The organism is Tenacibaculum caenipelagi (assembly GCF_004363005.1).
Classification (GTDB): domain Bacteria; phylum Bacteroidota; class Bacteroidia; order Flavobacteriales; family Flavobacteriaceae; genus Polaribacter; species Polaribacter caenipelagi.
The window spans coordinates 290395-312070 of the sequence record NZ_SNYH01000003.1 but is presented as its reverse complement, the minus strand read 5'-3'; the positions used below and the strand labels follow the sequence as shown (position 1 = coordinate 312070).

25 protein-coding genes are annotated in these 21676 nt (G+C 30.3%); 15 read left to right on the top strand and 10 right to left on the bottom strand.

Annotated elements, in window-relative coordinates:
• Window positions 1-52: 52 nt before the first annotated feature.
• The 4 genes from recN to DFQ07_RS07975 all read left to right on the top strand — a co-directional run bounded on the left by recN (window position 53) and on the right by DFQ07_RS07975 (window position 4373).
• Window positions 53-1705 (top strand): DNA repair protein RecN, encoded by a 1653-nt coding sequence (recN, locus tag DFQ07_RS07990; protein WP_133535769.1) that lies wholly within the window; start codon window positions 53-55, stop codon window positions 1703-1705.
• A 51-nt stretch (window positions 1706-1756) separates the two neighbouring features.
• Window positions 1757-2569, top strand: coding sequence for an enoyl-ACP reductase FabI (locus DFQ07_RS07985; RefSeq protein WP_133535768.1), 813 nt, complete (start codon window positions 1757-1759; stop codon window positions 2567-2569).
• 71 nt (window positions 2570-2640) lie between these two features.
• Window positions 2641-3420, top strand: coding sequence for a DUF3050 domain-containing protein (locus tag DFQ07_RS07980; protein ID WP_133535767.1), 780 nt, complete (start codon window positions 2641-2643; stop codon window positions 3418-3420).
• Entirely contained in the window at window positions 3420-4373 is a 954-nt protein-coding gene (locus DFQ07_RS07975) for a glycosyltransferase (RefSeq protein WP_133535766.1), read from the top strand. The genes DFQ07_RS07980 and DFQ07_RS07975 overlap by 1 nt, the downstream gene beginning before the upstream one ends.
• Window positions 4374-4407: 34 nt before the next feature.
• Here the strand turns inward: DFQ07_RS07975 and arsC are convergent, their stop codons facing one another.
• Window positions 4408-4749, bottom strand: coding sequence for an arsenate reductase (glutaredoxin) (gene arsC / locus DFQ07_RS07970; RefSeq protein ID WP_133535765.1), 342 nt, complete (start codon window positions 4747-4749; stop codon window positions 4408-4410).
• 24 nt (window positions 4750-4773) lie between these two features.
• Window positions 4774-5868, bottom strand: coding sequence for a peptide chain release factor 2 (gene prfB, locus DFQ07_RS07965; RefSeq protein WP_133535764.1), 1095 nt, complete (start codon window positions 5866-5868; stop codon window positions 4774-4776).
• Window positions 5869-5904: 36 nt separating this feature from the next.
• Between prfB and DFQ07_RS07960 the strand changes: the two genes are divergently transcribed.
• Complete coding sequence (locus DFQ07_RS07960; protein ID WP_133535763.1) at window positions 5905-6924, top strand: threonine aldolase family protein; 1020 nt, start codon at window positions 5905-5907, stop codon at window positions 6922-6924.
• A gap of 39 nt (window positions 6925-6963) precedes the next feature.
• Here the strand turns inward: DFQ07_RS07960 and DFQ07_RS07955 are convergent, their stop codons facing one another.
• Both DFQ07_RS07955 and DFQ07_RS07950 read right to left on the bottom strand, forming a co-directional pair.
• Window positions 6964-7617: a hypothetical protein gene (locus DFQ07_RS07955; RefSeq protein WP_133535762.1), complete on the bottom strand. Its 654-nt coding sequence runs from the start codon at window positions 7615-7617 to the stop codon at window positions 6964-6966.
• A 4-nt stretch (window positions 7618-7621) separates the two neighbouring features.
• Window positions 7622-8116, bottom strand: coding sequence for an RNA polymerase sigma factor (locus DFQ07_RS07950; RefSeq protein ID WP_133535761.1), 495 nt, complete (start codon window positions 8114-8116; stop codon window positions 7622-7624).
• Between the two features lie 151 nt (window positions 8117-8267).
• On the opposite strand from DFQ07_RS07950, the gene DFQ07_RS07945 reads away from it, so the two are divergent.
• The 6 genes from DFQ07_RS07945 to DFQ07_RS07925 are packed head-to-tail and all read left to right on the top strand — an operon-like array spanning window position 8268 to window position 11772.
• On the top strand, window positions 8268-8684 hold the full coding sequence (locus DFQ07_RS07945; protein ID WP_133535760.1) for a DUF2141 domain-containing protein: 417 nt from the start codon (window positions 8268-8270) through the stop codon (window positions 8682-8684).
• 41 nt (window positions 8685-8725) lie between these two features.
• A complete protein-coding gene (locus DFQ07_RS07940; protein ID WP_133535759.1) occupies window positions 8726-10078 on the top strand; it encodes a 2TM domain-containing protein in 1353 nt (450 codons plus the stop codon).
• 5 nt (window positions 10079-10083) lie between these two features.
• A complete protein-coding gene (locus DFQ07_RS07935) occupies window positions 10084-10374 on the top strand; it encodes a 2TM domain-containing protein (RefSeq protein WP_133535758.1) in 291 nt (96 codons plus the stop codon).
• A 16-nt stretch (window positions 10375-10390) separates the two neighbouring features.
• Window positions 10391-10681, top strand: a complete 291-nt coding sequence (locus DFQ07_RS15735; protein ID WP_208107682.1) for a 2TM domain-containing protein — start codon at window positions 10391-10393, stop codon at window positions 10679-10681.
• Between the two features lie 6 nt (window positions 10682-10687).
• Window positions 10688-10999, top strand: a complete 312-nt coding sequence (locus tag DFQ07_RS15730) for a 2TM domain-containing protein (RefSeq protein ID WP_208107681.1) — start codon at window positions 10688-10690, stop codon at window positions 10997-10999.
• A gap of 17 nt (window positions 11000-11016) precedes the next feature.
• On the top strand, window positions 11017-11772 hold the full coding sequence (locus DFQ07_RS07925) for a LytR/AlgR family response regulator transcription factor (protein ID WP_133535757.1): 756 nt from the start codon (window positions 11017-11019) through the stop codon (window positions 11770-11772).
• On the opposite strand, the gene DFQ07_RS07920 is transcribed toward DFQ07_RS07925, so the two are convergent.
• The 3 genes from DFQ07_RS07920 to DFQ07_RS07910 form a co-directional block, all read right to left on the bottom strand.
• Entirely contained in the window at window positions 11769-12560 is a 792-nt protein-coding gene (locus DFQ07_RS07920) for a helix-turn-helix domain-containing protein (RefSeq protein WP_133535756.1), read from the bottom strand. The genes DFQ07_RS07925 and DFQ07_RS07920 overlap by 4 nt on opposite strands.
• Before the next feature lie 5 nt (window positions 12561-12565).
• A complete protein-coding gene (locus DFQ07_RS07915; RefSeq protein WP_133535755.1) occupies window positions 12566-12844 on the bottom strand; it encodes a putative quinol monooxygenase in 279 nt (92 codons plus the stop codon).
• 78 nt (window positions 12845-12922) lie between these two features.
• Window positions 12923-13465 (bottom strand): flavodoxin family protein, encoded by a 543-nt coding sequence (locus tag DFQ07_RS07910; RefSeq protein ID WP_133535754.1) that lies wholly within the window; start codon window positions 13463-13465, stop codon window positions 12923-12925.
• 145 nt (window positions 13466-13610) lie between these two features.
• On the opposite strand from DFQ07_RS07910, the gene DFQ07_RS07905 reads away from it, so the two are divergent.
• The 4 genes from DFQ07_RS07905 to DFQ07_RS07890 all read left to right on the top strand — a co-directional run bounded on the left by DFQ07_RS07905 (window position 13611) and on the right by DFQ07_RS07890 (window position 18958).
• Window positions 13611-14465, top strand: coding sequence for a PPK2 family polyphosphate kinase (locus DFQ07_RS07905; RefSeq protein WP_133535753.1), 855 nt, complete (start codon window positions 13611-13613; stop codon window positions 14463-14465).
• Window positions 14466-14540: 75 nt separating this feature from the next.
• Entirely contained in the window at window positions 14541-15368 is an 828-nt protein-coding gene (locus DFQ07_RS07900) for a 3'-5' exonuclease (protein WP_133535752.1), read from the top strand.
• Between the two features lie 96 nt (window positions 15369-15464).
• On the top strand, window positions 15465-15950 hold the full coding sequence (locus DFQ07_RS07895) for an ABC transporter ATPase (protein ID WP_133535751.1): 486 nt from the start codon (window positions 15465-15467) through the stop codon (window positions 15948-15950).
• Between the two features lie 77 nt (window positions 15951-16027).
• Complete coding sequence (locus DFQ07_RS07890; RefSeq protein WP_133535750.1) at window positions 16028-18958, top strand: glycoside hydrolase family 3 N-terminal domain-containing protein; 2931 nt, start codon at window positions 16028-16030, stop codon at window positions 18956-18958.
• On the opposite strand, the gene DFQ07_RS07885 is transcribed toward DFQ07_RS07890, so the two are convergent.
• The 3 genes from DFQ07_RS07885 to DFQ07_RS07875 are packed head-to-tail and all read right to left on the bottom strand — an operon-like array spanning window position 18939 to window position 21524.
• The gene (locus DFQ07_RS07885; RefSeq protein WP_133535749.1) at window positions 18939-19985 is read right to left on the bottom strand and encodes a lysophospholipid acyltransferase family protein; all 1047 of its coding nucleotides are present in this window, start codon (window positions 19983-19985) and stop codon (window positions 18939-18941) included. The two genes, DFQ07_RS07890 and DFQ07_RS07885, sit on opposite strands and share 20 nt — an antisense overlap.
• On the bottom strand, window positions 19982-20899 hold the full coding sequence (locus DFQ07_RS07880; RefSeq protein ID WP_133535748.1) for a bile acid:sodium symporter family protein: 918 nt from the start codon (window positions 20897-20899) through the stop codon (window positions 19982-19984). Before DFQ07_RS07880 ends, DFQ07_RS07885 begins: the two co-directional genes overlap by 4 nt.
• Window positions 20883-21524, bottom strand: a complete 642-nt coding sequence (locus DFQ07_RS07875) for a DUF4159 domain-containing protein (protein WP_133535747.1) — start codon at window positions 21522-21524, stop codon at window positions 20883-20885. The genes DFQ07_RS07880 and DFQ07_RS07875 overlap by 17 nt, the downstream gene beginning before the upstream one ends.
• Window positions 21525-21676 lie beyond the last annotated feature (152 nt).

Below are 21676 nucleotides of genomic sequence, written 5' to 3'. Positions count from 1 at the left end.
TGATATAATTCAATCAAAAATCCTTACTTTTATTCCCTTTAAAGAATAAAATTTGTTAACACATTTATCCATACAAAACTACGCGCTAATCAATCAGTTATCGATTGATTTTACAAAAGGTTTATCTATCATTACTGGTGAAACAGGAGCAGGAAAGTCTATTTTATTAGGAGCTCTTGGTTTGGTAATGGGTAATCGAGCTGATTTATCCTCACTAAAAGACACCGAAAAAAAATGTGTAATTGAAGCACAATTTTCGGTTGAAGGCTATTCTTTACAAGAATTGTATGAAGAATTGGATATTGATTATGAAGTGGAGACGATTATTCGAAGAGAAATCTTGCCTTCAGGTAAATCACGTGCCTTTGTAAATGATACTCCAGTAACTTTATCAGTGCTTTCAGCTTTAAAAACAAAGTTGATAGACATTCATTCACAGCATCAAACGTTACAACTTTCTGATGTGAGTTTTCAGTTTTCTGTAATAGATGCTTTAGCGAAAAATCAAGCAAAAATAGCATCTTATAAGAGAGGGTTACGCACGTATAACAAATTACGAAAAGAGCTAAAAATTCTTCAGGAAGAAACTGAAAAATCAAAAGAGCAATACGAATATAATTTACACTTATTTAATGAGTTAGAAGAGGCTAAGTTACAAGCAGGTGAACAAGAAGTTTTAGAAGAAAAGCTAGATAAATTAAATAATATTGAAGAAATAAAATTGAATTTGTCAGAGGCATTGGGGATTTCTATAAATGAAGAAATAGGGATTCAAACCTTATTATATACCTTAGAAAACAAACTGCAAAAAATCAGTTCTTTTTCAAAACAATATGAAGAATTAGCCAACCGTATAACGAGTGTTAAAATCGAGTTAGACGATGTAGTTACTGAGTTAGAAAGTGCGAATGAAGAAGTAGAGTTCAACCCGAATGAAATAGAAGAGTTGAATGATAGACTACAATTAATATATAATCTTCAAAAGAAACATTCTGTAGCAACGATAACAGAGTTACAAGAAATCCATGAATCGTTAGCGGAAAAAGTAGCACAAGTTGAAGATGCTGGGGGATTGATAGGAAAAAAGGAAGCAGAAATTAAAGAAGTTACTCAAAAGTTAGATGAAGTAGCCAATATGATTACTACATCACGAAATAAGGTCATTCCAAAGTTGAAAAAAGAATTAGAATACCTTTTATCAGAATTAGGAATGCCAAATGCTCGTTTTGCTATCGAATTACAACCTTCCGAAGATTATTTATCTAACGGAAAAGACAATTTAGAGTTCTTGTTCTCTGCCAATAAAGGAGGGAATTTTGGTGAGTTGAAAAAGGTAGCATCAGGAGGAGAATTGTCGAGAATCATGTTGTCTATCAAAAAAATATTATCAGAAAACATACAATTGCCTACCATTATTTTTGATGAAATTGATACTGGAGTTTCAGGTGAAGTATCTAACAAAATAGCCAAAATAATGCAGGATATGGGAGCGAATATGCAGGTGATAACCATTACACATTTACCTCAAATTGCCTCAAAAGGAATACAGCATTATAAAGTGTTTAAAGGAGAAGAAGCAGGTGTGACGACTTCAAATTTAAAACTGTTATCAGAAAGTGAACGAATTAGAGAAATTGCTGAAATGTTAAGCGGCAAAGATGTTTCTGAAAGTGCGTTAACTCATGCAAAAGAATTATTAAATTAAGAGTATATTTGCTTTCAGAACAAACAACGATAGACTAAAAATATTTTAAATATGTATAATTTATTAAAAGGAAAAAAAGGAATTATTTTTGGAGCATTAGATGAAAATTCTATTGCATGGAAAGTAGCTGAGCGTGCTCACGAAGAAGGAGCTGAGTTTGTGTTAACCAACGCACCAATTGCTATGCGTATGGGAGGTATCAAAGATTTAGCAGCTAAAACTGGATCAGAAATTATTCCTGCTGACGCAACTTCTATGGACGACTTAAATAACTTAGTTGAAAAGTCTATGGAAATTTTAGGAGGTAAAATCGATTTCGTTTTACATTCAATTGGTATGTCAGTAAATGTACGTAAAGGAAAACACTATACAGATCAGAATTACGATTTTACTACAAAAGGATGGGATGTTTCTGCAGTGTCTTTTCATAAAGTAATGAACGTTTTATACAACAAACAAGCTATGAACGAGTGGGGAAGTATTGTTGCGTTAACCTACATGGCTGCACAACGTGTATTCCCAGATTATAACGATATGGCTGATAATAAAGCATATTTAGAAAGTATTGCTCGTAGTTTTGGATATTTCTTCGGGAGAGATCATAAAGTACGTGTAAATACAATTTCTCAATCACCAACTCCAACAACAGCTGGTCAAGGAGTTAAAGGTTTTGATGGATTTATTTCATATGCTGAAAAAATGTCTCCATTAGGAAATGCAACAGCATTAGAATGTGCAGATTACACGATCTCATTATTCTCTGATTTAACTAAAAAAGTAACTTTACAAAACTTATTCCACGATGGAGGTTTCTCTAATATGGGAGTAAGTGATGCAGTAATGGAAAGATTTATTGAAGAGTAAGATCTTTAATGAAATAGAATATAGATAAAATGCAAATCGTTAGATTTGCATTTTTTATTGATAGCTACAAAATGAACAATATTTTACAGATAGAAAAGGAGTTAGTACCATTAAGGCAACAGTTAAAAGAGCACGAATTATATAATTCGTTAAAGCATATTGACGATGTAAAACTATTTATGGAATCACATGTATTTGCTGTGTGGGATTTTATGTCGTTGTTAAAAGCTTTACAAAGAGAGCTTACTTGTGTAACCTTACCTTGGTTACCTGCTGTAAATACTAAAACAGCTCGTTTTATCAACGAAATTGTATTAGGCGAAGAAACAGATGTAAATGAATTAGGAGAGCCTAAAAGTCATTTTGAAATGTATATTGATGCTATGCGTCAAGCTGGAGCTAGTACTGCTCAAATTTCAAGTTTTATTTCAGATATTATTGATGGTAAACCTGTTGAGCAAGCAATAGAAGATTGTTCAAATATTGATGAAGTTAAAGACTTTGTAAACTTTTCTTTTGAGGTTATAAAAACAGGAGAACCACATATCATTGCATCAAGTTTTACCTTTGGAAGGGAAGATGTAATTCCTGATATGTTTTTAGAAATTGTAAAAAATACAGAAGAGAAAGAGGGGAGTTCGTACAGTAAACTTACCTATTATCTGAATAGACATATTGAGTTGGATGGTGATGAACACGGACCATTATCATTACAAATGATAGAAGAGTTATGTGGAGAAGATCAACAAAAATGGAATGATGTATTGTTTTATGCTAAAGAATCGTTGCAAAAAAGGATTCAACTTTGGAATGGAATCGCTAAACAGATTAATCAAGAAGTTTTAGTGTAATGAGTTTACAATTTTCAATAATAGTACCTGTTTATAATCGACCACAAGAGATTGATGAGTTATTGGAAAGCTTGACCAAGCAAGATTTTCAAGACAATTTTGAGGTATTAATTGTTGAAGATGGTTCTGAAAACTCATCTGAAGAAATTGTAAAAAAATATACATCTGAACTCAATCTAAACTACTACTATAAAGAAAATAGCGGAGCAGGAGCAAGCCGTAATTACGGAATGCAAAGAGCATTAGGGAATTATTTTATCATTTTAGATTCAGATGTTATTGTTCCGCCACAGTACCTTTCTGAAGTAAAAAAAGTACTAGAAGAAAATTATACTGATGCTTTTGGAGGTCCAGATGCTGCACATCCTAGTTTTACAGCTTTACAAAAAGCGATAAATTACTCAATGACTTCGGTACTAACAACTGGAGGAATAAGAGGTAAGAAAAAGGCCTTAGGAAAGTTCCAGCCTCGAAGTTTTAATCTAGGTTTATCAAAAATTGCTTTTGAAAAAACGAGTGGTTTCTCAAAGATGAAAGCAGGAGAAGATATCGATTTAACTTTTCGTTTATGGGAAAATGGTTTTGATACACAATTGATAGCTAAAGCTTTTGTATATCATAAGCGTAGAAGTACAATAAAACAGTTTTTTAAGCAAACTTTTGCTTTTGGTACAGCTAGACCTATTTTAAATAAAAAGTATCCTGAAACAGCAAAATTAACCTATTGGTTTCCGAGTTTATTTATTATTGGGATTGATTTTGCGATTATAGCAGCATTTTTTTGGTATTGGCAGCTCTTAGCTTTTTACGGAATTTACTTTACCTGTATTTTTTTAGATTCTCTAATTCAAAATAAAAATCTAAAAGTAGCTTTGTTGAGTGTTGTTACAACTATTACTCAGTTTTATGGTTACGGGCTTGGTTTTTTAGAATCGAGGTTTCTAAAAAAATAAAAGCTCTCAAGAAATTGGGAGCTTTTAAAATAGTTTAGATAATTTCTTTAATAGTTTCTGGCGGACGACCAATCACTGCTTTATCACCATTGATAACAATTGGACGTTCGATTAATTTCGGATTCTCAACCATAGCTTTTATAATTTCAGCATCTGATAATTCTTTTCCTTTGAAGTTGTCTTTCCAAATTTGCTCATTTTTACGAACCAATTGAATAGGAGAAATATCCAAAAGGGTAATAATTTCTTTTAATTCTTTCTCAGAAGGAATATTGTCTAAATATTTTACAACTTCAAATTCCTTTGATGAATCTTCTACGATAGCTAAACCTTGACGTGATTTAGAGCAACGTGGATTGTGGTATATTTTTATCATTTTTAAGAGTTTTGTTGTTTGTTATTAATCTTCTTTTTGTCCCATCATCATTAAATAGGCTTTTAAAAACGGATTGATATTTCCATCCATAACTGCATCTACATTCCCAGTTTCATGAGCAGTTCGGACATCTTTCACCAATTTATAAGGATGCATTACATAGTTACGAATTTGACTTCCCCATTCATTTTTCATTTTGTTCGCTTCAATTTCTTCTCGGGCTGCCAATCGTTTTTGTAATTCAATTTCATATAACTGAGATTTTAACATTTGCATTGCAGTAGCTCTGTTATCATGCTGAGAACGTGAGTTAGAGCATTGAATTTGAATTCCTGTAGGTTTGTGTACTAGTTGTACTTTCGTTTCAACTTTGTTTACATTTTGTCCTCCAGCACCACTAGAACGTGCAGTTGTGATTTCAATATCTGCAGGGTTTACTTCAATTTCGATGGAATCATCAGCTACAGGATATACATATACAGAAGCAAAAGATGTATGACGTTTAGCATTGCTATCAAAAGGAGAAATACGCACCAAACGATGCACGCCATTTTCACCTTTTAACCATCCGAAAGCATAATCACCTTCAAACTCTAAAGTAACTGTTTTTATACCAGCAACATCACCTTCTTGGTAGTTCAAGGTCTTTATTTTATAACCTTGTTTTTCTGCCCACATAGTGTACATTCGAGTTAACATTTCAGCCCAATCACAACTCTCCGTTCCACCTGCACCTGCAGTTATTTGTATAGTAGCACTTAAACTATCTCCTTCTTCAGAAAGCATATTTTTAAATTCGATATCCTCTAAAAAAGTAGCTGTTTTTTCATGTTGCTCTTCAACTTCACTATCTTCAACATCACCTTCTTTATAAAAATCGTAGAGTACAGTTAAATCATCATTCATAGCTACAACAGTGTTGTAATCGTCTACCCATTTTTTCTTAAAACGAAGTGATTTCATTACTGCTTCTGCCTCTTTTGGATTGTTCCAAAAATCAGGGTTAGCTGTCTTCTCTTCTTCATTTGAAATTTCAATTAACTTCTTGTCAATTTCTAAATATCCTTTTAACTTGCCAATTCGTTCAGCGATATTTTTAAGCTGTTCGTGTGTAATCATAGATGCAAAAATACATTTTAAAAATCGTAGTTAGAAATGGAAATAAACTTAATAAGTGATACTGTAACAAAGCCAACTCAAGGTATGTTGGAAGCAATGATGAATGCTAAAGTAGGAGATGATGTTTTTAAAGCAGATCCAACAGTTAATTTGTTACAAGAAAAAGTAGCTGATATGTTTGGGATGGAAGCTGCATTATTTTTTCCTTCGGGAACCATGGCTAATCAAACAGCTATAAAGATTCATACGCAACCAGGAGATAGAATGTTTTGCGATAAATGGGCCCATGTGTATAACTATGAAGGAGGTGGAGCTGCATTTAATGCAGGAGTAACTTCTTGTTTGATTGATGGAGATAGGGGTATGTTTACTGCAGAGCAATTAGAGAGTTTGGTAGGAGGTAGAAATGATATTCATACCCCATATAGTAGATTGGTGTGTGTTGAAAATACAACCAACAAAGGAGGTGGAGCTTGTTGGGATTTTGAAGAGTTACAGAAAATTCAAAAAGTAGCTAAAAGTAATGATTTAACTTATCACTTAGATGGAGCACGTTTATTCAACGCCTTGGTGGCTAAAAATGAAACTCCGAAGCAATACGGAGAATTGTTTGATACTATTTCGGTTTGTTTATCGAAAGGTTTAGGGGCTCCTGTAGGTTCTGTTTTGGTAGGGAGCAAAACGCATATTGAAAAAGCATTACGTGTGCGTAAGTTGTTTGGTGGAGGAATGAGACAAGCGGGTTTTTTGGCAGCAGCAGGAATTTATGCGTTAGATAATCAAGTAGAGCGTTTAGCTGAAGATCATCAAAAAGCAAAAGAAATAGGAAAGATACTAGAAAGCTGTTCGTATGTGAAAAAGGTGGAGTCTATTGAAACGAATATTGTTATTTTTTATGTAAATGATTCAATAAAGCCAGATGATTTTATGAAAAAAATGGCAGATAAAGGCGTTTTGTTGATTTCTATGGGAGAAGGAAAGATACGTATTGTAACACATTTAGATTATACCGATGAAATGCATGATAAATTATTACAAGAGTTAAAATCATTTTAAATTAAAAAAGAGAGGCTGTTTTTACAGCCTCTCTTTTTTTTAGTTTACTTCTTCTAATTTAATTAATTCTTTATAATTTTTATAAAGCTTCTTAAGCAATCTACCGTATATTATTTTATAAAATAGCCATAGAATTAAGAACATAAAGCTAAGTGTCACTGTCATGGCAATTATTAAAGATACTATTAATTGATTTTTATTAATATCAGACGATACTATTCCATGGTTGTTATAGTATTGTATAAGTCCATCTAAATCATAAAAAATAAAACACATAACAACAATGTTTGCTAACACCATATAAAAAAGGTTGAAATACACGTAGTATTTAACAGTTTTACGAGTGTCTAGAATTTTATTGATAAGTTTTTTAGTATTATCTGAGATTGAGATAGATTTATAGTTTTTGTAAAAAAGAACTAAGAATAGTGTTATTACAAAATAATGTAGATATATGCTGATTTTGACAAGAGCATTTAAATGAAGTTCTTCATATACTTGAGAATAAGAGGATCCTACAAATATGAGGTTTAAACCACCCCAAAAAATAAGTTCTAATATTCCAATAATAAAAATCCATTTTACTATTGATGATGACTTAGAATGTGCCATTTTATAAATATCAATCTTAGAAACTTTATTTGTTTCTTCAGGTTGATTCTCCCAAGCTTTTTTATATTTATCTAAATCCATTAATTTATGGGTTTAATACTTTTTTTAATTTATCCTTCGCTCTATTCATCTTCACGCGAGCATTTACTTCACTAATACCTAAAGTATTCGAAATTTCTTTGTAAGATTTGTCCTCCAAGTATAAAAATATTAGTGCTTTATCAATATCGTTCAATTGGCGTATCGCATTGTATAAAGCTTTCAACTGTAGTTCTTCTGTGTCGTCATAATCCTCTGCCTTAATTTTAAAAGAATATTCTGTGATGTCTTGTGTTTGTATCGTTCTAGTCGATTTTCTGTATAAAGAAATAGCAGTATTTAACGCTACTCGATACATCCAAGTGCTAAACTTTGCCTCACCTCTAAACTTGCTATAATTTTTCCATAGCTGTATTGTGATTTCTTGAAACAAATCATTATGTGCATCTTGATTAGTCGTGTAGATTCTACATACTTTATGCACAATGTTTTGATTGGCTTCGAAATCGTTTAAAAATTTATCTTCTAGTTCTTTTTCCACTAAGTTTAATACAGTTGATATGTTATAAGTAGCCCAAAAATACAAATTGTTACAACTCATCCTAAAAATAATACAGTTCGGTTGTTTTTTATTCTGAAGTTTAAGTGTCAGGTAGATATTTGTATCATAATTAACCATAAAAAATTATACAATGAGATTTCTAACACACATTTTAGTTATTGCAGTATTGTTTACTATTGAAATAGTATCTGCTCAAAATCAAAAAATTACAGCAACAGTTGTAAATGCAACTTCAGACAAAGGAACAGTAAAGTATGCTTTATATACCAAAGAGAACTTTAGGAAGATGCCTTTACAAGCTCAAAAATCAATTATTAAAGAAGGAAATAGTACTGTGATTTTTGAAAATGTACCTGCAGGTGAATACGCTATTATTTGTTTTCATGATGCTAATAATAATGATAAAATGGACTTTCAACCCAATGGTATGCCTATAGAAGATTATGGAGCTACCAATAACAGGTTATCACGTTTTGGTCCTCCTCAGTATGAAGAAGCAAAGTTTTTAGTTGAAGATAAAGATGTATCTTTCGAAATCAAATTTTAAAAATTAGATTAATTATACATAATTAAAGAATAATAAGAAAGATGAAAGCACCATCAAAAAAAGCATTTGAAAATTTTAAAAAAGATGTTTGGGTTTGTTTAAAACTCACCATTGTTTTCGGAATCTTTTTTACGTTATTAAATAGAGCATTTACTCTAAAAGATGCAGGATTGGTGTTTTTATTTTCTGGATTGTATTCTTTTATTTTAGGGTTAGGAAATGGACTAATAAACGATTATTTGAATACAAAATGGGATTGGGTAACTCAAACAACTCAAAGAGTTTGGTCAGGAGTTATAACAACTGTACTATATACAATAGTAGCTATTTTGTTAATTCATTATGTACAGTACTTTGTAATTTTTAATAATAATATTGAAGACTTTTTTAAGGGGCAGTTTTTATGGATGCATCTATTTATAATAATACTTTCATTAGGAATAGCTACGTTTTTTCACGCACGAGGTTTTATGGTGAATTGGAAAGCATCATTAAAACAAGAAACCACACAACATGAAATAGTAGCTAAAACAGAAACAGCAAAGTTTGAAACCTTAAAAAGTCAGATTGATCCACATTTTTTATTCAATAGTTTAAATGTATTGACTTCTTTGATAAGTGAAAATCCAAAACAAGCAGAAAGGTTTACAACCAAGCTCTCAAAAGTGTATCGCTATGTATTAGAACAACGTAATAAAGAGTTAGTGCTTATTGAAGAAGAATTGCAGTTTGCTAAAACATATATGGAATTGTTACAAATGCGTTTTGAAGAAGCGGTGACATTTACAGTGCCTGATAAAATTAGTAACCCAGAATTAAAAATTGTTCCGTTATCACTTCAATTGTTGTTAGAAAATGCAGTAAAACACAATGTGGTTTCGGTATCTAAACCTTTAAGTATTCACATTTTTGAAAAGGACGGATTTTTACAAGTCCAAAATAATATAAACCCTAAAGAAGCTATTGGTAAAAGTACCAAAGTAGGATTGAGAAATATAGTAGATCGTTATGGATTAATTACAGATGATAATGTAGAAATAACGAACAATAATAAAACATTTACAGTGAGTTTACCACTGTTAACAAAATCAAAAAACATGACAATTAATACAGATAATTTAGAAAACAGCAAGTATGTAAAAGCTGTTGAAAGAGTAGAAAAATTAAAAGAGTTTTATCAAAATTTAATAGCGTATTGTTTAGTAATACCATTTTTAATATTTATTAACTTTAAAACATATTCGAAGTTTCAATGGTTTTGGTTTCCTATGATAGGTTGGGGAATAGGGTTGCTTTTCCATTTTTTAGATGTAAGCAATTATAATTTATTCTTAGGTAAAAACTGGGAAGATCGAAAAATCAAGGAATTAATGGAAGAAGATAAAGAACTATAAATAAGATGAAAAGAGATTATATACAAGAGAGAAAATATATAAGAGCAAAAAAGAAGGTTACAGAAATAAAAAAGTTTTATATACACTTATTTGTAACAATACTTTCTTTAGTTGTAGTAACTACCATTAACATTTTATTTGTGCCTAGTTTTTATTTCTTCTGGTATGCAATAATGGGTATGTTAATAACTTTATTAATACACTGGTTTATGGTTTTTGGAGGATATAGATTAGGTTTAGGAAAAGAATGGGAAGAAAAGAAGATAAAAGAACTAATGAGAGAAGATATAAAATAGAAAATAACACAAAAGAATGGAAAGAGATTACACACAAGAGCAGAAATATATATTGGCTAAAAAAAGAGTAGAAAAGATTAAAGGATTTTATATTCACTTACTAGTTACTGTTTTTATAATACCAGTTTTAGTTTTTTTTAACTTAAAGTTTGTTCCAGAGTTTCATTGGTTCTATTTCGCAATAATAGGAATGTTGTTTGGGGTATTTTTTCATTGGCTTGGAGTTTTTGGATTTGATAAAGTGGGCCTAGGAAAAGATTGGGAAGAAAAGAAGATAAGAGAATTAATGGAAGAAAATAAAAAATAAAATACAATGGAAAGAGATTATTCACAAGAACAAAGATATTTACTAGCAAAAAAAAGAGTAGATAAGATAAAAGGTTTTTATAGGCATTTACTAATTTATGTAGCAGTTAATATATTTATCTCAATAATTGTTATTGTAGGGCTAATGAATGAAGATAAATATACATTTACACAAGCTATAAGTAATTTTGGAGTTTACGGAACTTGGCTTTTTTGGGGGATAGGAATGCTTTTTCATTGGTTAGGAGTATTTGGTGTAAAAAGTCTTTTTAGTAAAGATTGGGAAGAACGTAAGATTAAAGAATATATGGATAAATAATTGCTAAAAACTAAACTATGAATGTTATAATTATTGAAGATGAAAAGCCAGCAGCGAGAAGATTGAATAGAATGTTGGCAGAGTTGAATATTGAAGTACAAAAAATGCTGCATTCTGTAGAAGAAGCCATCAATTGGTTTCAAAACAATCAACATCCAGATTTAATTTTTTTAGATATTCAACTTTCTGATGGATTGTCATTTGAAATTTTTGAAGAAGTTAATGTAAAATCAGCGATTATTTTTACAACAGCATATGATGAATATGCGTTAAAAGCTTTTAAATTAAATTCAATAGATTATTTATTAAAACCTATTGATGAAGATGAGTTACAAGTTGCTGTTAATAAGTTTAAAGAGAATAGACCACAACAAACAGAATTAAAGGTTAATGTAGATGAAATTCGTAAACTGTTAATTAATCCGATTGATAGAAAATATAAAAAGCGATTTACGATTAAAGTTGGACAGCATTTAAAAATAATTCATGTAGATGAAATTGAGTGTTTTTACTCAGAAAATAAGGCTACTTATATACATACAAATTCTAATAGAAGTTATTTGATAGATAATTCATTAGAACATTGGCAAGAACAATTAAATCCAGAACAGTTTTTTCGTGCAAACAGAACTTTTATGGTACATATAAATGCGATAAAAGATATGGTATCCTACACAAATTCTCGATTACAATTAAAGTTGCATTCTTATGATGAAGCAGAAATAATTGTAAGTCGTGAGCGAGTAAAAGATTTTAAAAACTGGATTGACTAGCTTAAAGGTTTGTAATAAAAATGGTTTTCAAAGTTTTTAGTTACAAAATACTCTGAAGGTTTAAGATTTGTAAAACTTTGAAATTCTCGTATAAAATGACTCTGATCATAATAACCGTTATCTAAAGCAGTAGACAAATAATGCTTATTGCTTGTTAGCAATACTTGTTTTACGGTTTTTTGTAATCTGGTGATTCGTTGAAATTTTTTTGGAGAGACTCCAAATTTTTGTTTGAAAATACGTTCGAATTGACGGTAACTTAGATTACTTTGATGTGCCAATTTATGAAGAGATATTGAATTGAAGTTTTTGTATAGAGTTTTAATTACTAAATCCCAATTAACGATATCAGAAAAATGGTGTTTCTTTAATTGATTGCATAGAAAGAAATCAATTAATTTAATTTTTTCTTCTACACTAGGTAATGAAAAAAGAATATCTAAAAGCTCTTTGCCTTCATTTTGCCATATTTCTTCTACAGATAAATATTGATTAACAATTTGTGTATGTGGAATAGAAGTAAAATGTCTAAAGCCACCACTATGAAAACGTACAGAAATATAATTTACATTGTTAGCTGAATCAAAAATTAATTTTTCTCTCGGACAAATAACATGAGCAATATCTAATTTTTTGTTATCGATGGATAAAGGAGTACCAATATGAAAAAGCACTTCTAAACCAGTGCCTGGTAAAATTAAGGGTAGACTTTTGGTTTGAGAACAAACAAAATACCTATCAATATAAGGAGATAGGTATTTTGATGGTTTATAGTGTTTTACACTCATTTAGATTAATAAATGTTTATAATAGGCTCTTTGGTAATTAAAGGAGTAATATCCTTTATAAATTGATGAAAGTGTGTAGAGTTATTATGTGCATCTACAGCTTTGCTGTCAATATACTCTTCATAAAACAAATAATTACTTTCATTAAATAGGTCTTTATGTAATCGATAGGTAATACATCCAGTTTCAGCGTTACTTGTTTTTACCATTTCTATTGCCAATTTTAAAAAATCGTTTTCTTTTCCCTGTTGAATTGCTATTTGAGCTATAATTACTTTTTGCATTGTGATGAATTAAAATTAAAACTCAAAAGTACAGTCAAAGGTTTCTTATAAATTGTAAAAAAACGACATCTTAAAATTCTAACGGGTTAAAACATCCTTAAAATTTTTAGTAGTTAAAATATTTCTAAATTCATTAATCTTAACTTTTGCATCAGGATGTATATCGTTTCCGTTTTCAGTAAACCAAGCATGAGTACTACCAAGATAGTTCATGCCTAAATATTTTGCACTTTCAATAAAAGGCATTTCAAAACCATCTCTAAGGTCATTAGCACCAGAATTACTAATCATAGCCATGTTTTTACCTCGCAACTGTCTACCTAAATCCTTTTTATAATGTAGTAAGTCTGAAAGTCTATCAAAAAATGTTTTTAGTGTAGCGCTCATACTATACCAATACACAGGAGTAGCAAATATTAGTGTATCGTATTTATGAATAATTTTTTCCATTAGTGGGATGAAATCATCGTCAGCATTGCTAAAATCATATTCAAAAAAGCCAATATTTTTTGTTTTTAAGTCAATAACATCAATAGCTTGATTGTTGTTGAGGTAGTTGATAATTTTATGCGTGTTGCCGTTGCTTTTTGAACTTGCTTGTATGATAACAGTATTTTTCATTTTCTTAAATTTAATTAGTGAGATAAAACTCTAAAAATAATTCGTACAGTTACTACGTTCTTAATTGTAAGAATTGATAATAACCAAGAAAAAATCAATGCAAAAGAGTCTATATTTTTGTACTTTTATGCTATAAAAAGAATTAATGAATATAGACAGCTATATATTTTCTGGCGAAAAAGATTTAAAAGAGTTTTCGACTAAAGAAGAGATTGATAATACTAAGAAGAAACTAAAAAAAGCGAGAAAAAGAATAAGTGAGTTACAAGATACTATGTATGCAGAAGGTAAGTATAGTGTGTTGATTTGCTTACAAGGAATGGATACGGCAGGAAAAGACAGTTTAATTCGTGAAGTATTTAAAGATGTTAATGCACGCGGGGTAGTAGTACATAGTTTTAAAGTGCCAACCGATATAGAATTAAAACACGATTTTTTATGGCGCCATTATATAGCGCTACCAGCTAAAGGGAAAATAGGAGTTTTTAATCGCACACATTATGAGAATGTGTTGGTTACAAGAGTGCATCCAGAATATGTGTTTGCCGAAAATATTCCGTCAGTAAAAAGTTTAGATGATTTGACTGATGAGTTTTACTATAGTAGAATGGAACGTATCAATCAGTTTGAAAAACATGTTTCTGATAGTGGAACTATTATTTTAAAGTTCTTTTTAAACGTTTCAAAAGAAGAGCAAAAAGATAGACTTTTACGTCGTTTAAATATACAAGAAAAGAATTGGAAATTCTCAGAAGGAGATTTAGAAGAACGTAAACTGTGGGATAATTATCAAGAATGTTATAAAGATTTATTACAAAGAACATCAACAAGTTATGCCCCATGGTATGTAATACCAGCAGATAATAAACCAAGCGCTCGTTATATTGTAGCAAAAATCTTGCAAGAAGAATTAGAAAAGTATAACTTTAAAGAGCCAACATTGCCACAAAAGGTGTTAGATAAAATAAACGAATTTAAAGAACAATTAAACAACGAATAATAAAGAAGGAGAAGATGTAATTTAAATTAAAAGCATCTTTTAGAACCTTTTGTACTGAACCCCATAATCAAGAGAATGAAATTAAATTTAACAAAACCCATAGTATTTTTTGACTTAGAAACCACAGGAATAAATATAGCAAAAGATAGAGTTGTAGAAATATCAATTTTAAAAGTATTTCCAAATGGAAATAAAGAAAGTAAAACATGGTTGGTAAATCCAGAAATAGAAATTCCTGCAGAGTCGACAGAAGTACATGGAATTACTAACGAAAAAGTAGTAAACGAGCCTACATTTAAAGAATTAGCATCACAAATAAATGAAATGATTTCTGACGCAGATTTGGCTGGATTTAATTCAAATCGATTTGATATTCCGTTATTAGCAGAAGAATTATTGCGTGCAGGTATTGATTTTGATATGAATGATCGTAAAGCGGTTGATGTACAAACTATTTTTCATAAAAAAGAACAAAGAACACTAAGCGCAGGATATCAATTTTATTGTGGAAAAGAGTTAGAAGGAGCCCATGGAGCAGAAGCAGATACCAATGCAACTTACGAAATCTTATTAGCACAGGTTGATAAGTATGATGATTTAGAAAACACAGTAGAAGCACTAAGTGAGTTTTCTACTCATGGAAAAAGGGCTGATTTTGCAGGTTTTATTTTGTTTAATGATGATGATCAGGAAATTTTTTCTTTTGGAAAATATAAAGGAAGAACAGTTGAAGAAGTACTAAAAGAAAATCCTGGCTATAATGCTTGGATTCAAAATGCAGATTTTCCATTGTACACTAAAAAAGTATTACGAGAAATTAAAGAACGCATGTCTGCACCAAAAGATACAATGACCGATGAAGAAAAGCTACAAGCTCTTCAACAAAAGTTTAATTTAAGATAATCTTTTAACATTTATTTTTAAGCATATAACTTGTTAGTTTTCTAATTTAGAGAATTTAATTGGTATATTAATAATGAATAAATATCACTAAGGAAAATGTTTACAGAATATAAAAAATTACCCATAAACTCAAGAGTATGGGTATATCAATCAGATAGAGAACTTTCACAAGAAGAAATAGAACACATTAGTGCGAAAGCATTACTTTTTATTGATAATTGGACACGTCATGGAGATGACTTAAAAGGATCGTTTACGATTAAATATAAACAGTTTTTGGTATTAGCAGTAGATGAAAACTTTAACAATGTTTCTGGTTGTTCAATAGATGCTTCAGTACGTTTTGTACAAGAGTTGGAAAAAGAACTAAAGTTAGATTTAATGGATAAAATGAATGTTTCTTTTAAAGACGGAGAAAACATCAACATAGTCAAGCTTCCAGAATTTCAAAATTTTGTTAAAGAGCAAAAAATAACTCCAGAAACTGTAGTATTCAACAATATGGTAAATACTAAAGAAGATTTTGAAACCAAATGGGAAGTGCCGGCAAAAGAAAGTTGGCATGCACGCTTTTTGGTATAACTATTGATTTTACTTCGAAAGAATACATTATTAACTTTAATTTAAGTCACGTCTGAAAGGTTAAAGGCGTAAGATATATGAAGAAAAAGGCACTTACTTTATTCGCTCTTATTTTTATACAAATACTACAAGCTCAACAAGTAGAAGTAGATCCATTACTATCGAAAGATTATACAAGGCAAAATGTTTGGGTTGATAGTATCATGAAAAATATGTCTATTGATGAAAAAATAGGGCAATTATTTATGATACAAGCTTATTCAAATAAGGATAAAACCCATGAAGATTTTATTTCTAATATGGTTACAAAATATCATGTTGGTAATATTATTTTTATGCAAGGTACTCCAGAGAAGCAAGTAAAATTAAATAATAAGTACCAAAAGTTAGCAAAAGTTCCTCTTTTAATTGGGTTCGATGGTGAATGGGGGTTAGATATGCGATTGAAAAACACGTATCGTTTTCCTTGGAATATGACTTTAGGAGCAATTCAAGATGATGAATTGTTAAAAGAAACTGGAAAAAGAATAGGAGAGCACTGTAAGCGAGTTGGTATTCATATGAATTTTGCCCCAGTAGTAGATATCAATACAAATCCGAATAATCCGATAATTGGAAACCGCTCTTTTGGTGAAAATAAAGAGAATGTAACTCATAAAGCAAAGGCCTTTATAAAGGGAATGCAAGGTGTTGGAGTTTTAGCCAACGCAAAGCATTTTCCAGGACATGGTGATACTGAAACTGATTCGCATCAAACTTTACCTACTATCAATTTTAAAGAAGAACGATTAGATTCGATAGAATTATATCCATATAAGAAGTTGTTTAATGAAGGAGTAGCAAGTGTAATGACAGCACATTTAAGTATTCCTGCTTTGGAGTCTAATCCGAAATTACCATCATCGTTATCAAAAAATGTAGTAACAAATTTACTACAACATAAGCTAGGCTTCAAAGGGTTGATAATTACAGATGGGTTAAATATGAAAGGAGCTGCGAATTATTCAACTTCAGCAGAGATTGATTTAGCTGCTATTTTAGCAGGGAATGATTTGTTGTTAATTCCTCAAGACGTTCCTGGTTCAATAACCTTGATTAAAAAAGCAATACAAGAAGGGAAACTAACAGAAGAACGTTTAAATCATTCTGTAAAAAAGATATTAAAGGCAAAATACTTAGTAGGATTAAGCAAATATCAACCTGTTGCTACCGAGCATATTTCAAAAGACTTGAATTCTCCTTATGATGAGGTTTTGTACCGAAAATTAATTAAGAATTCTATTACGGTAATAAAAAATAAAGAAGATATTTTGCCTATTAAAAATCTTCAAGATAAAAAGGTGGCTTATGTTTCTTTAGGAAATGATGATGGAACCCAGTTTTATGAAATGCTTAAAAATTATACTAAAGTTGATAGGATTTCTGAAAAACATTTAAGTGTTCTGCTACAAAAGTTACAAAAATATAATTTAGTAGTTGTTGGTTTTCACAAGTCTAATAAGAATCCATGGAAAAGCTATAAGTTTTCTAACAAAGATTTAGTTTGGTTACAAGAAATAGCTAGAACAAAGAAAGTGATTTTAGATGTTTTTACAAGTCCTTATAGTCTACTGCAAGTGCAATCATTTAATAATATAGAAGGAATTGTAGTTTCATATCAAAATAGTAGGTTATCTCAAGAGCTTTCTGCGCAGGCACTTTTTGGAGCTTTTGACTTAAAAGGGAAGCTACCTGTTTCAATTAAAGATGAGTTCAAGGTAGGGGACGGATTGAAAATACAAGGTTTAGGTGTGTTGCAATATACTATTCCGGAAGAAGCAGGAGTATCTTCAGAGAAACTATCAATAATAGATAAGCGAATAGATACTATTTTAAGTCAAAAAATGTCTCCTGGTGGGCAAATATTAGTAGCTAGAAACGGGAAAGTTATTTACAATAAAAGTTTTGGATATCATACATTATTTAAAAATAGAGCAGTTAAAAATTCAGATGTATATGACTTAGCTTCATTAACTAAAATTTTAGCATCGTTACCAATGATTATGAAGGCTGAAGAAGAAAGAAAAATCAGCTTATTTTCTAATTTAGGTGATGTGTTGCCTCAGTTTAAAGATTCTAATAAAGATACTTTATTACTAAAAGAGATATTGTCTCATTATGGACGTTTGCGTGCATGGATTCCTTTTTATTTAGATACTAAAGACGAAAAAACGGGTAAAAATTCAACAAAATACTATCGAAAAAAACGCACTCCACGATTTAGCATAAAAGTGGCTAAAAACCTGTATTTAGCAAAAGATTATAAAGACTCAATTTACAAGCATATTGTAGATTCAGAACAACGAAAAAAACCAGGGTATAAGTATAGTGATTTAGGATATTATATATTTAAAGAAATTTTAGAAAGAAAGTACAAGAGACCTTTAAATAAGTTGGTTGATGAACAATTTTATCAATCATTAGGAGCTGATAGGATGACTTATTTACCTTTAAATAAATTTGATAAAAGCGAAATAGTTCCTACAGAAAAAGATGATTATTATAGACATCAACTGGTGCATGGTTATGTACACGATATGGGAGCAGCCATGTTAGGTGGAGTAGGAGGTCATGCAGGATTATTTGCCAATGCTAATGATGTAGCAAAAGTAATGCAGATGTTTTTGCAAGATGGTTCATATGGAGGGAAAAGATATTTTGAACCCGAAACGATACATAAGTTTAACAAGCGTTATTATGAAGATAAAAAGGTTCGTAGAGGTTTAGGTTTTGATAAACCACAATTAAATCCTGATATAAAAGCAACTTGCGGATGTGTTTCTGATGAGAGTTTTGGACATAGTGGTTTTACAGGGACCTATACTTGGGCAGACCCTGCTACAGGTGTTGTTTATGTGTTTTTATCTAATAGAACATATCCTACCATGAAAAATTATGGATTGGTTAAAAGTAACATCCGTACCAAAATACAGCAAGATATTCAAGAGGCTATTTTGATGGCGGAGTAGGAGATAATTTTACATACATAAATACAAGGAGAAAGGAGCTTATAAAATAAATGAAAGCTATTTGCCAATTAAAAATTAGATAAATAGCCCAGCTTTGAATACAGTAAAAGATTGGAAATAAAAAAGCATTTATACTTAAACGAAAAGTATCAATAAATTCAAATTCATCAACTTTATTACTAATCATTTTCCAGATAGAAAAAGGCACAATACTATTTATAGCAATTAGACAAAATAAGAGAAAAGCGTAGTTTTTACTGCGCTTTTTCTTTTCAGGATAATTCTTCTTTTTAATTATTGAATTAACAGTGCTAACTTGAGTAAAATCAATTTGTGCATTGTTTAAACTAGATAAAACAGCGTCATAATTTTCATCATGTTTTATATGTACACTTAGTTTTTTTAACTGATTAGAAACTTGATCTTTGATGATTTTTGCTGATTGATTGAAGTTTTCCTTATCATAAAAATCATTGGCTAAAATAGGAGTACCAAATTGAATGGCAGATTTAGACGGGAAGTTTGAAACATTTTGATAAGTAATTCCAACAGGAACAATATGAATTTGAGTGTTAGGATAATTGTCTAACGTTTTAAATATAATTCGTGTAAACCCTTTACTTAAAGTTCTAATAGTTCTATTTTTATTATGGCTTCCTTCAGGGAAAATTAATAGTGCTTTGTTGCCTTTTAATAAAGCTTCACATTTATTAAAAATAGCCTCATTTTTATTTAACTGTTGAATTCCGTCTTTAATTCGATAAATAGGCATCATTCCCAATAAATCAAAAAAATTGGACACAAAAGGATTGTTAAAAATAGCTGCTTGTACTAAGAAACTTATTCTTCTTTTTGTATGTGTGGCTATTAATAAAGGGTCCAGCAGACCATTTGGATGATTCGCAGCAAATACAATAGCTCCGTCTTTAGGAATGTTTTTATTTCCTGTAACAGTTATCTTTTTAGAGTAAAAGAATAAACCTACTCTAACATAAAATTTAAAAAAGTAATATACTAATGTTCTCATTTGTTGTTTTTCCTTCCCCAATAGGTGGCAAGTGTCATTCCAGAAAAAATATCCCAAATACCCCAAAAAGCGGCTAATAAAGCCATTCCTCCCAAGCCATCAAAGAAACTAAAAATTAATAATAATCCTAAGCCACTATTTTGAATACCTGTCTCAAAAGTAATTGTTTTATAGTCTTTTTTATTTAGTTTAAACAATTTAGCAGTTATATAACCTATACCAAAAGCGTAAATGTTATGAAAAATAACTAAAAAGAATACATGGTGAATATGGTTGTTAAAAATATCAGCATTGTCATACAAAGCAATTACAATTAATAATAGAAAAAAGAAGATAGAAAATGGTCGTAATAGTGTATTTATTTTTTTCGCCATTTTAGGATGAAAGTAATTAACGAACATTCCTAAAACAATTGGAATTCCTAAAATGAGTAGCACCAATTTAAATAAATCGAAAGGATTTAATGATACATTTTTTAAAATCAGGTTTGTGGGTTTGTATAAACTGGCCCACAATTCTAAATTTAAGGGTGTCATTATTAAACATATAATAGTAGCACAAGCAGTTAAACTTACCGATAAGGCTGCATTACCATTAGCCATTTTACTATAAAAATTAGAAACATTCCCTCCAGGGCATGCAGCAACAAGCATCATACCCAAAGCAAAACTTGGATAAGGTTTTATTATATAAACAAGAACAAATGTTAAAAAAGGTAGTAAAATAAACTGAGATAATAAACCAACAAATAAAATTTTAGGATTGTTAATTAGTCTTTTAAAATCATCAACTTTAATATCCAAAGCTATTCCAAACATAATAATAGCTAAGGCGAGATTTAACATCCATAAGGCTTCGGTATCAAAATTTATTTTAATATCATCTATTTGTGTGTTATTAATGTTTAAAGGCATATTCTATAATGTTTGTCCCCATTTTTAAAGCCTTTTCTCTTATTTCTATTGGATCATTGTGTATTTCTGGAGCTTCCCATCCATCACTTAAATCACTTTCATAATCGTAGAAAACGATTAGTCTTCCATTGTAAAATAGCCCATAACCTTTGGGAGGCTTGCTGTCATGTTCATGAATCTTAGGAAGGCCATTAGGGAACGAAAAAGTTTGATGGTAAATAGGATGATTTTTAGGAATTTCTTGAAGCTCTAATTCAGGAAAAACTTTTTTTAACTCTCTTCGTATATATTGATCTATTCCATAGTTGTCAGATATATGTAAAAAGCCACCAGAAGTTAGATAATCTCTTAAGACTTTAATTTCATCATTAGTGAAAAAAATATTTCCATGTCCTGTAATGAAAGTAATAGGGTAGTTAAAAATAGCTTCATCATCTAATGTAACTGTTTGGATATTTTTGTCTATTTGAGTTCTTGCATTCGTGTTTGAAAACTCTATTAAATTGGGTAAAGCCGTTGGATTTGCATACCAATCTCCACCACCTTTATATTGTATAATAGCAACCTGCTGAGAATGAATATTAGAGTTGTTTAAAAAAAAAAGTAAAACTAAAATAAATCTCATTTGCTTTAAAGTTGTGTTAAGGAGGCAATATAATAAAAGGACAACAAAAACACCAACAAATAAAATTGTTGGTGTTTTCTTTTCCCCTTAAATGTAAATTGTACATTTTATTGAAATTTCTTTGTTTCAATAATTGTATAATTTATGTAGTG

What these genes read in the sequence shown, in the direction of transcription:
- DFQ07_RS07985 (WP_133535768.1), top strand. Translation starts at nt 1,757, where the DNA reads ATGTATAATTTATTAAAAGGAAAAAAAGGAATTATTTTTGGAGCATTA.
- DFQ07_RS07980 (WP_133535767.1), top strand. Translation starts at nt 2,641, where the DNA reads ATGAACAATATTTTACAGATAGAAAAGGAGTTAGTACCATTAAGGCAA.
- DFQ07_RS07975 (WP_133535766.1), top strand. Translation starts at nt 3,420, where the DNA reads ATGAGTTTACAATTTTCAATAATAGTACCTGTTTATAATCGACCACAA.
- arsC (WP_133535765.1), bottom strand. Translation starts at nt 4,749, where the DNA reads ATGATAAAAATATACCACAATCCACGTTGCTCTAAATCACGTCAAGGT.
- prfB (WP_133535764.1), bottom strand. Translation starts at nt 5,868, where the DNA reads ATGATTACACACGAACAGCTTAAAAATATCGCTGAACGAATTGGCAAG.
- DFQ07_RS07960 (WP_133535763.1), top strand. Translation starts at nt 5,905, where the DNA reads ATGGAAATAAACTTAATAAGTGATACTGTAACAAAGCCAACTCAAGGT.
- DFQ07_RS07955 (WP_133535762.1), bottom strand. Translation starts at nt 7,617, where the DNA reads ATGGATTTAGATAAATATAAAAAAGCTTGGGAGAATCAACCTGAAGAA.
- DFQ07_RS07945 (WP_133535760.1), top strand. Translation starts at nt 8,268, where the DNA reads ATGAGATTTCTAACACACATTTTAGTTATTGCAGTATTGTTTACTATT.
- DFQ07_RS07940 (WP_133535759.1), top strand. Translation starts at nt 8,726, where the DNA reads ATGAAAGCACCATCAAAAAAAGCATTTGAAAATTTTAAAAAAGATGTT.
- DFQ07_RS07935 (WP_133535758.1), top strand. Translation starts at nt 10,084, where the DNA reads ATGAAAAGAGATTATATACAAGAGAGAAAATATATAAGAGCAAAAAAG.
- DFQ07_RS15735 (WP_208107682.1), top strand. Translation starts at nt 10,391, where the DNA reads ATGGAAAGAGATTACACACAAGAGCAGAAATATATATTGGCTAAAAAA.
- DFQ07_RS15730 (WP_208107681.1), top strand. Translation starts at nt 10,688, where the DNA reads ATGGAAAGAGATTATTCACAAGAACAAAGATATTTACTAGCAAAAAAA.
- DFQ07_RS07925 (WP_133535757.1), top strand. Translation starts at nt 11,017, where the DNA reads ATGAATGTTATAATTATTGAAGATGAAAAGCCAGCAGCGAGAAGATTG.
- DFQ07_RS07920 (WP_133535756.1), bottom strand. Translation starts at nt 12,560, where the DNA reads ATGAGTGTAAAACACTATAAACCATCAAAATACCTATCTCCTTATATT.
- DFQ07_RS07915 (WP_133535755.1), bottom strand. Translation starts at nt 12,844, where the DNA reads ATGCAAAAAGTAATTATAGCTCAAATAGCAATTCAACAGGGAAAAGAA.
- DFQ07_RS07910 (WP_133535754.1), bottom strand. Translation starts at nt 13,465, where the DNA reads ATGAAAAATACTGTTATCATACAAGCAAGTTCAAAAAGCAACGGCAAC.
- DFQ07_RS07905 (WP_133535753.1), top strand. Translation starts at nt 13,611, where the DNA reads ATGAATATAGACAGCTATATATTTTCTGGCGAAAAAGATTTAAAAGAG.
- DFQ07_RS07900 (WP_133535752.1), top strand. Translation starts at nt 14,541, where the DNA reads ATGAAATTAAATTTAACAAAACCCATAGTATTTTTTGACTTAGAAACC.
- DFQ07_RS07895 (WP_133535751.1), top strand. Translation starts at nt 15,465, where the DNA reads ATGTTTACAGAATATAAAAAATTACCCATAAACTCAAGAGTATGGGTA.
- DFQ07_RS07890 (WP_133535750.1), top strand. Translation starts at nt 16,028, where the DNA reads ATGAAGAAAAAGGCACTTACTTTATTCGCTCTTATTTTTATACAAATA.
- DFQ07_RS07885 (WP_133535749.1), bottom strand. Translation starts at nt 19,985, where the DNA reads ATGAGAACATTAGTATATTACTTTTTTAAATTTTATGTTAGAGTAGGT.
- DFQ07_RS07880 (WP_133535748.1), bottom strand. Translation starts at nt 20,899, where the DNA reads ATGCCTTTAAACATTAATAACACACAAATAGATGATATTAAAATAAAT.
- DFQ07_RS07875 (WP_133535747.1), bottom strand. Translation starts at nt 21,524, where the DNA reads ATGAGATTTATTTTAGTTTTACTTTTTTTTTTAAACAACTCTAATATT.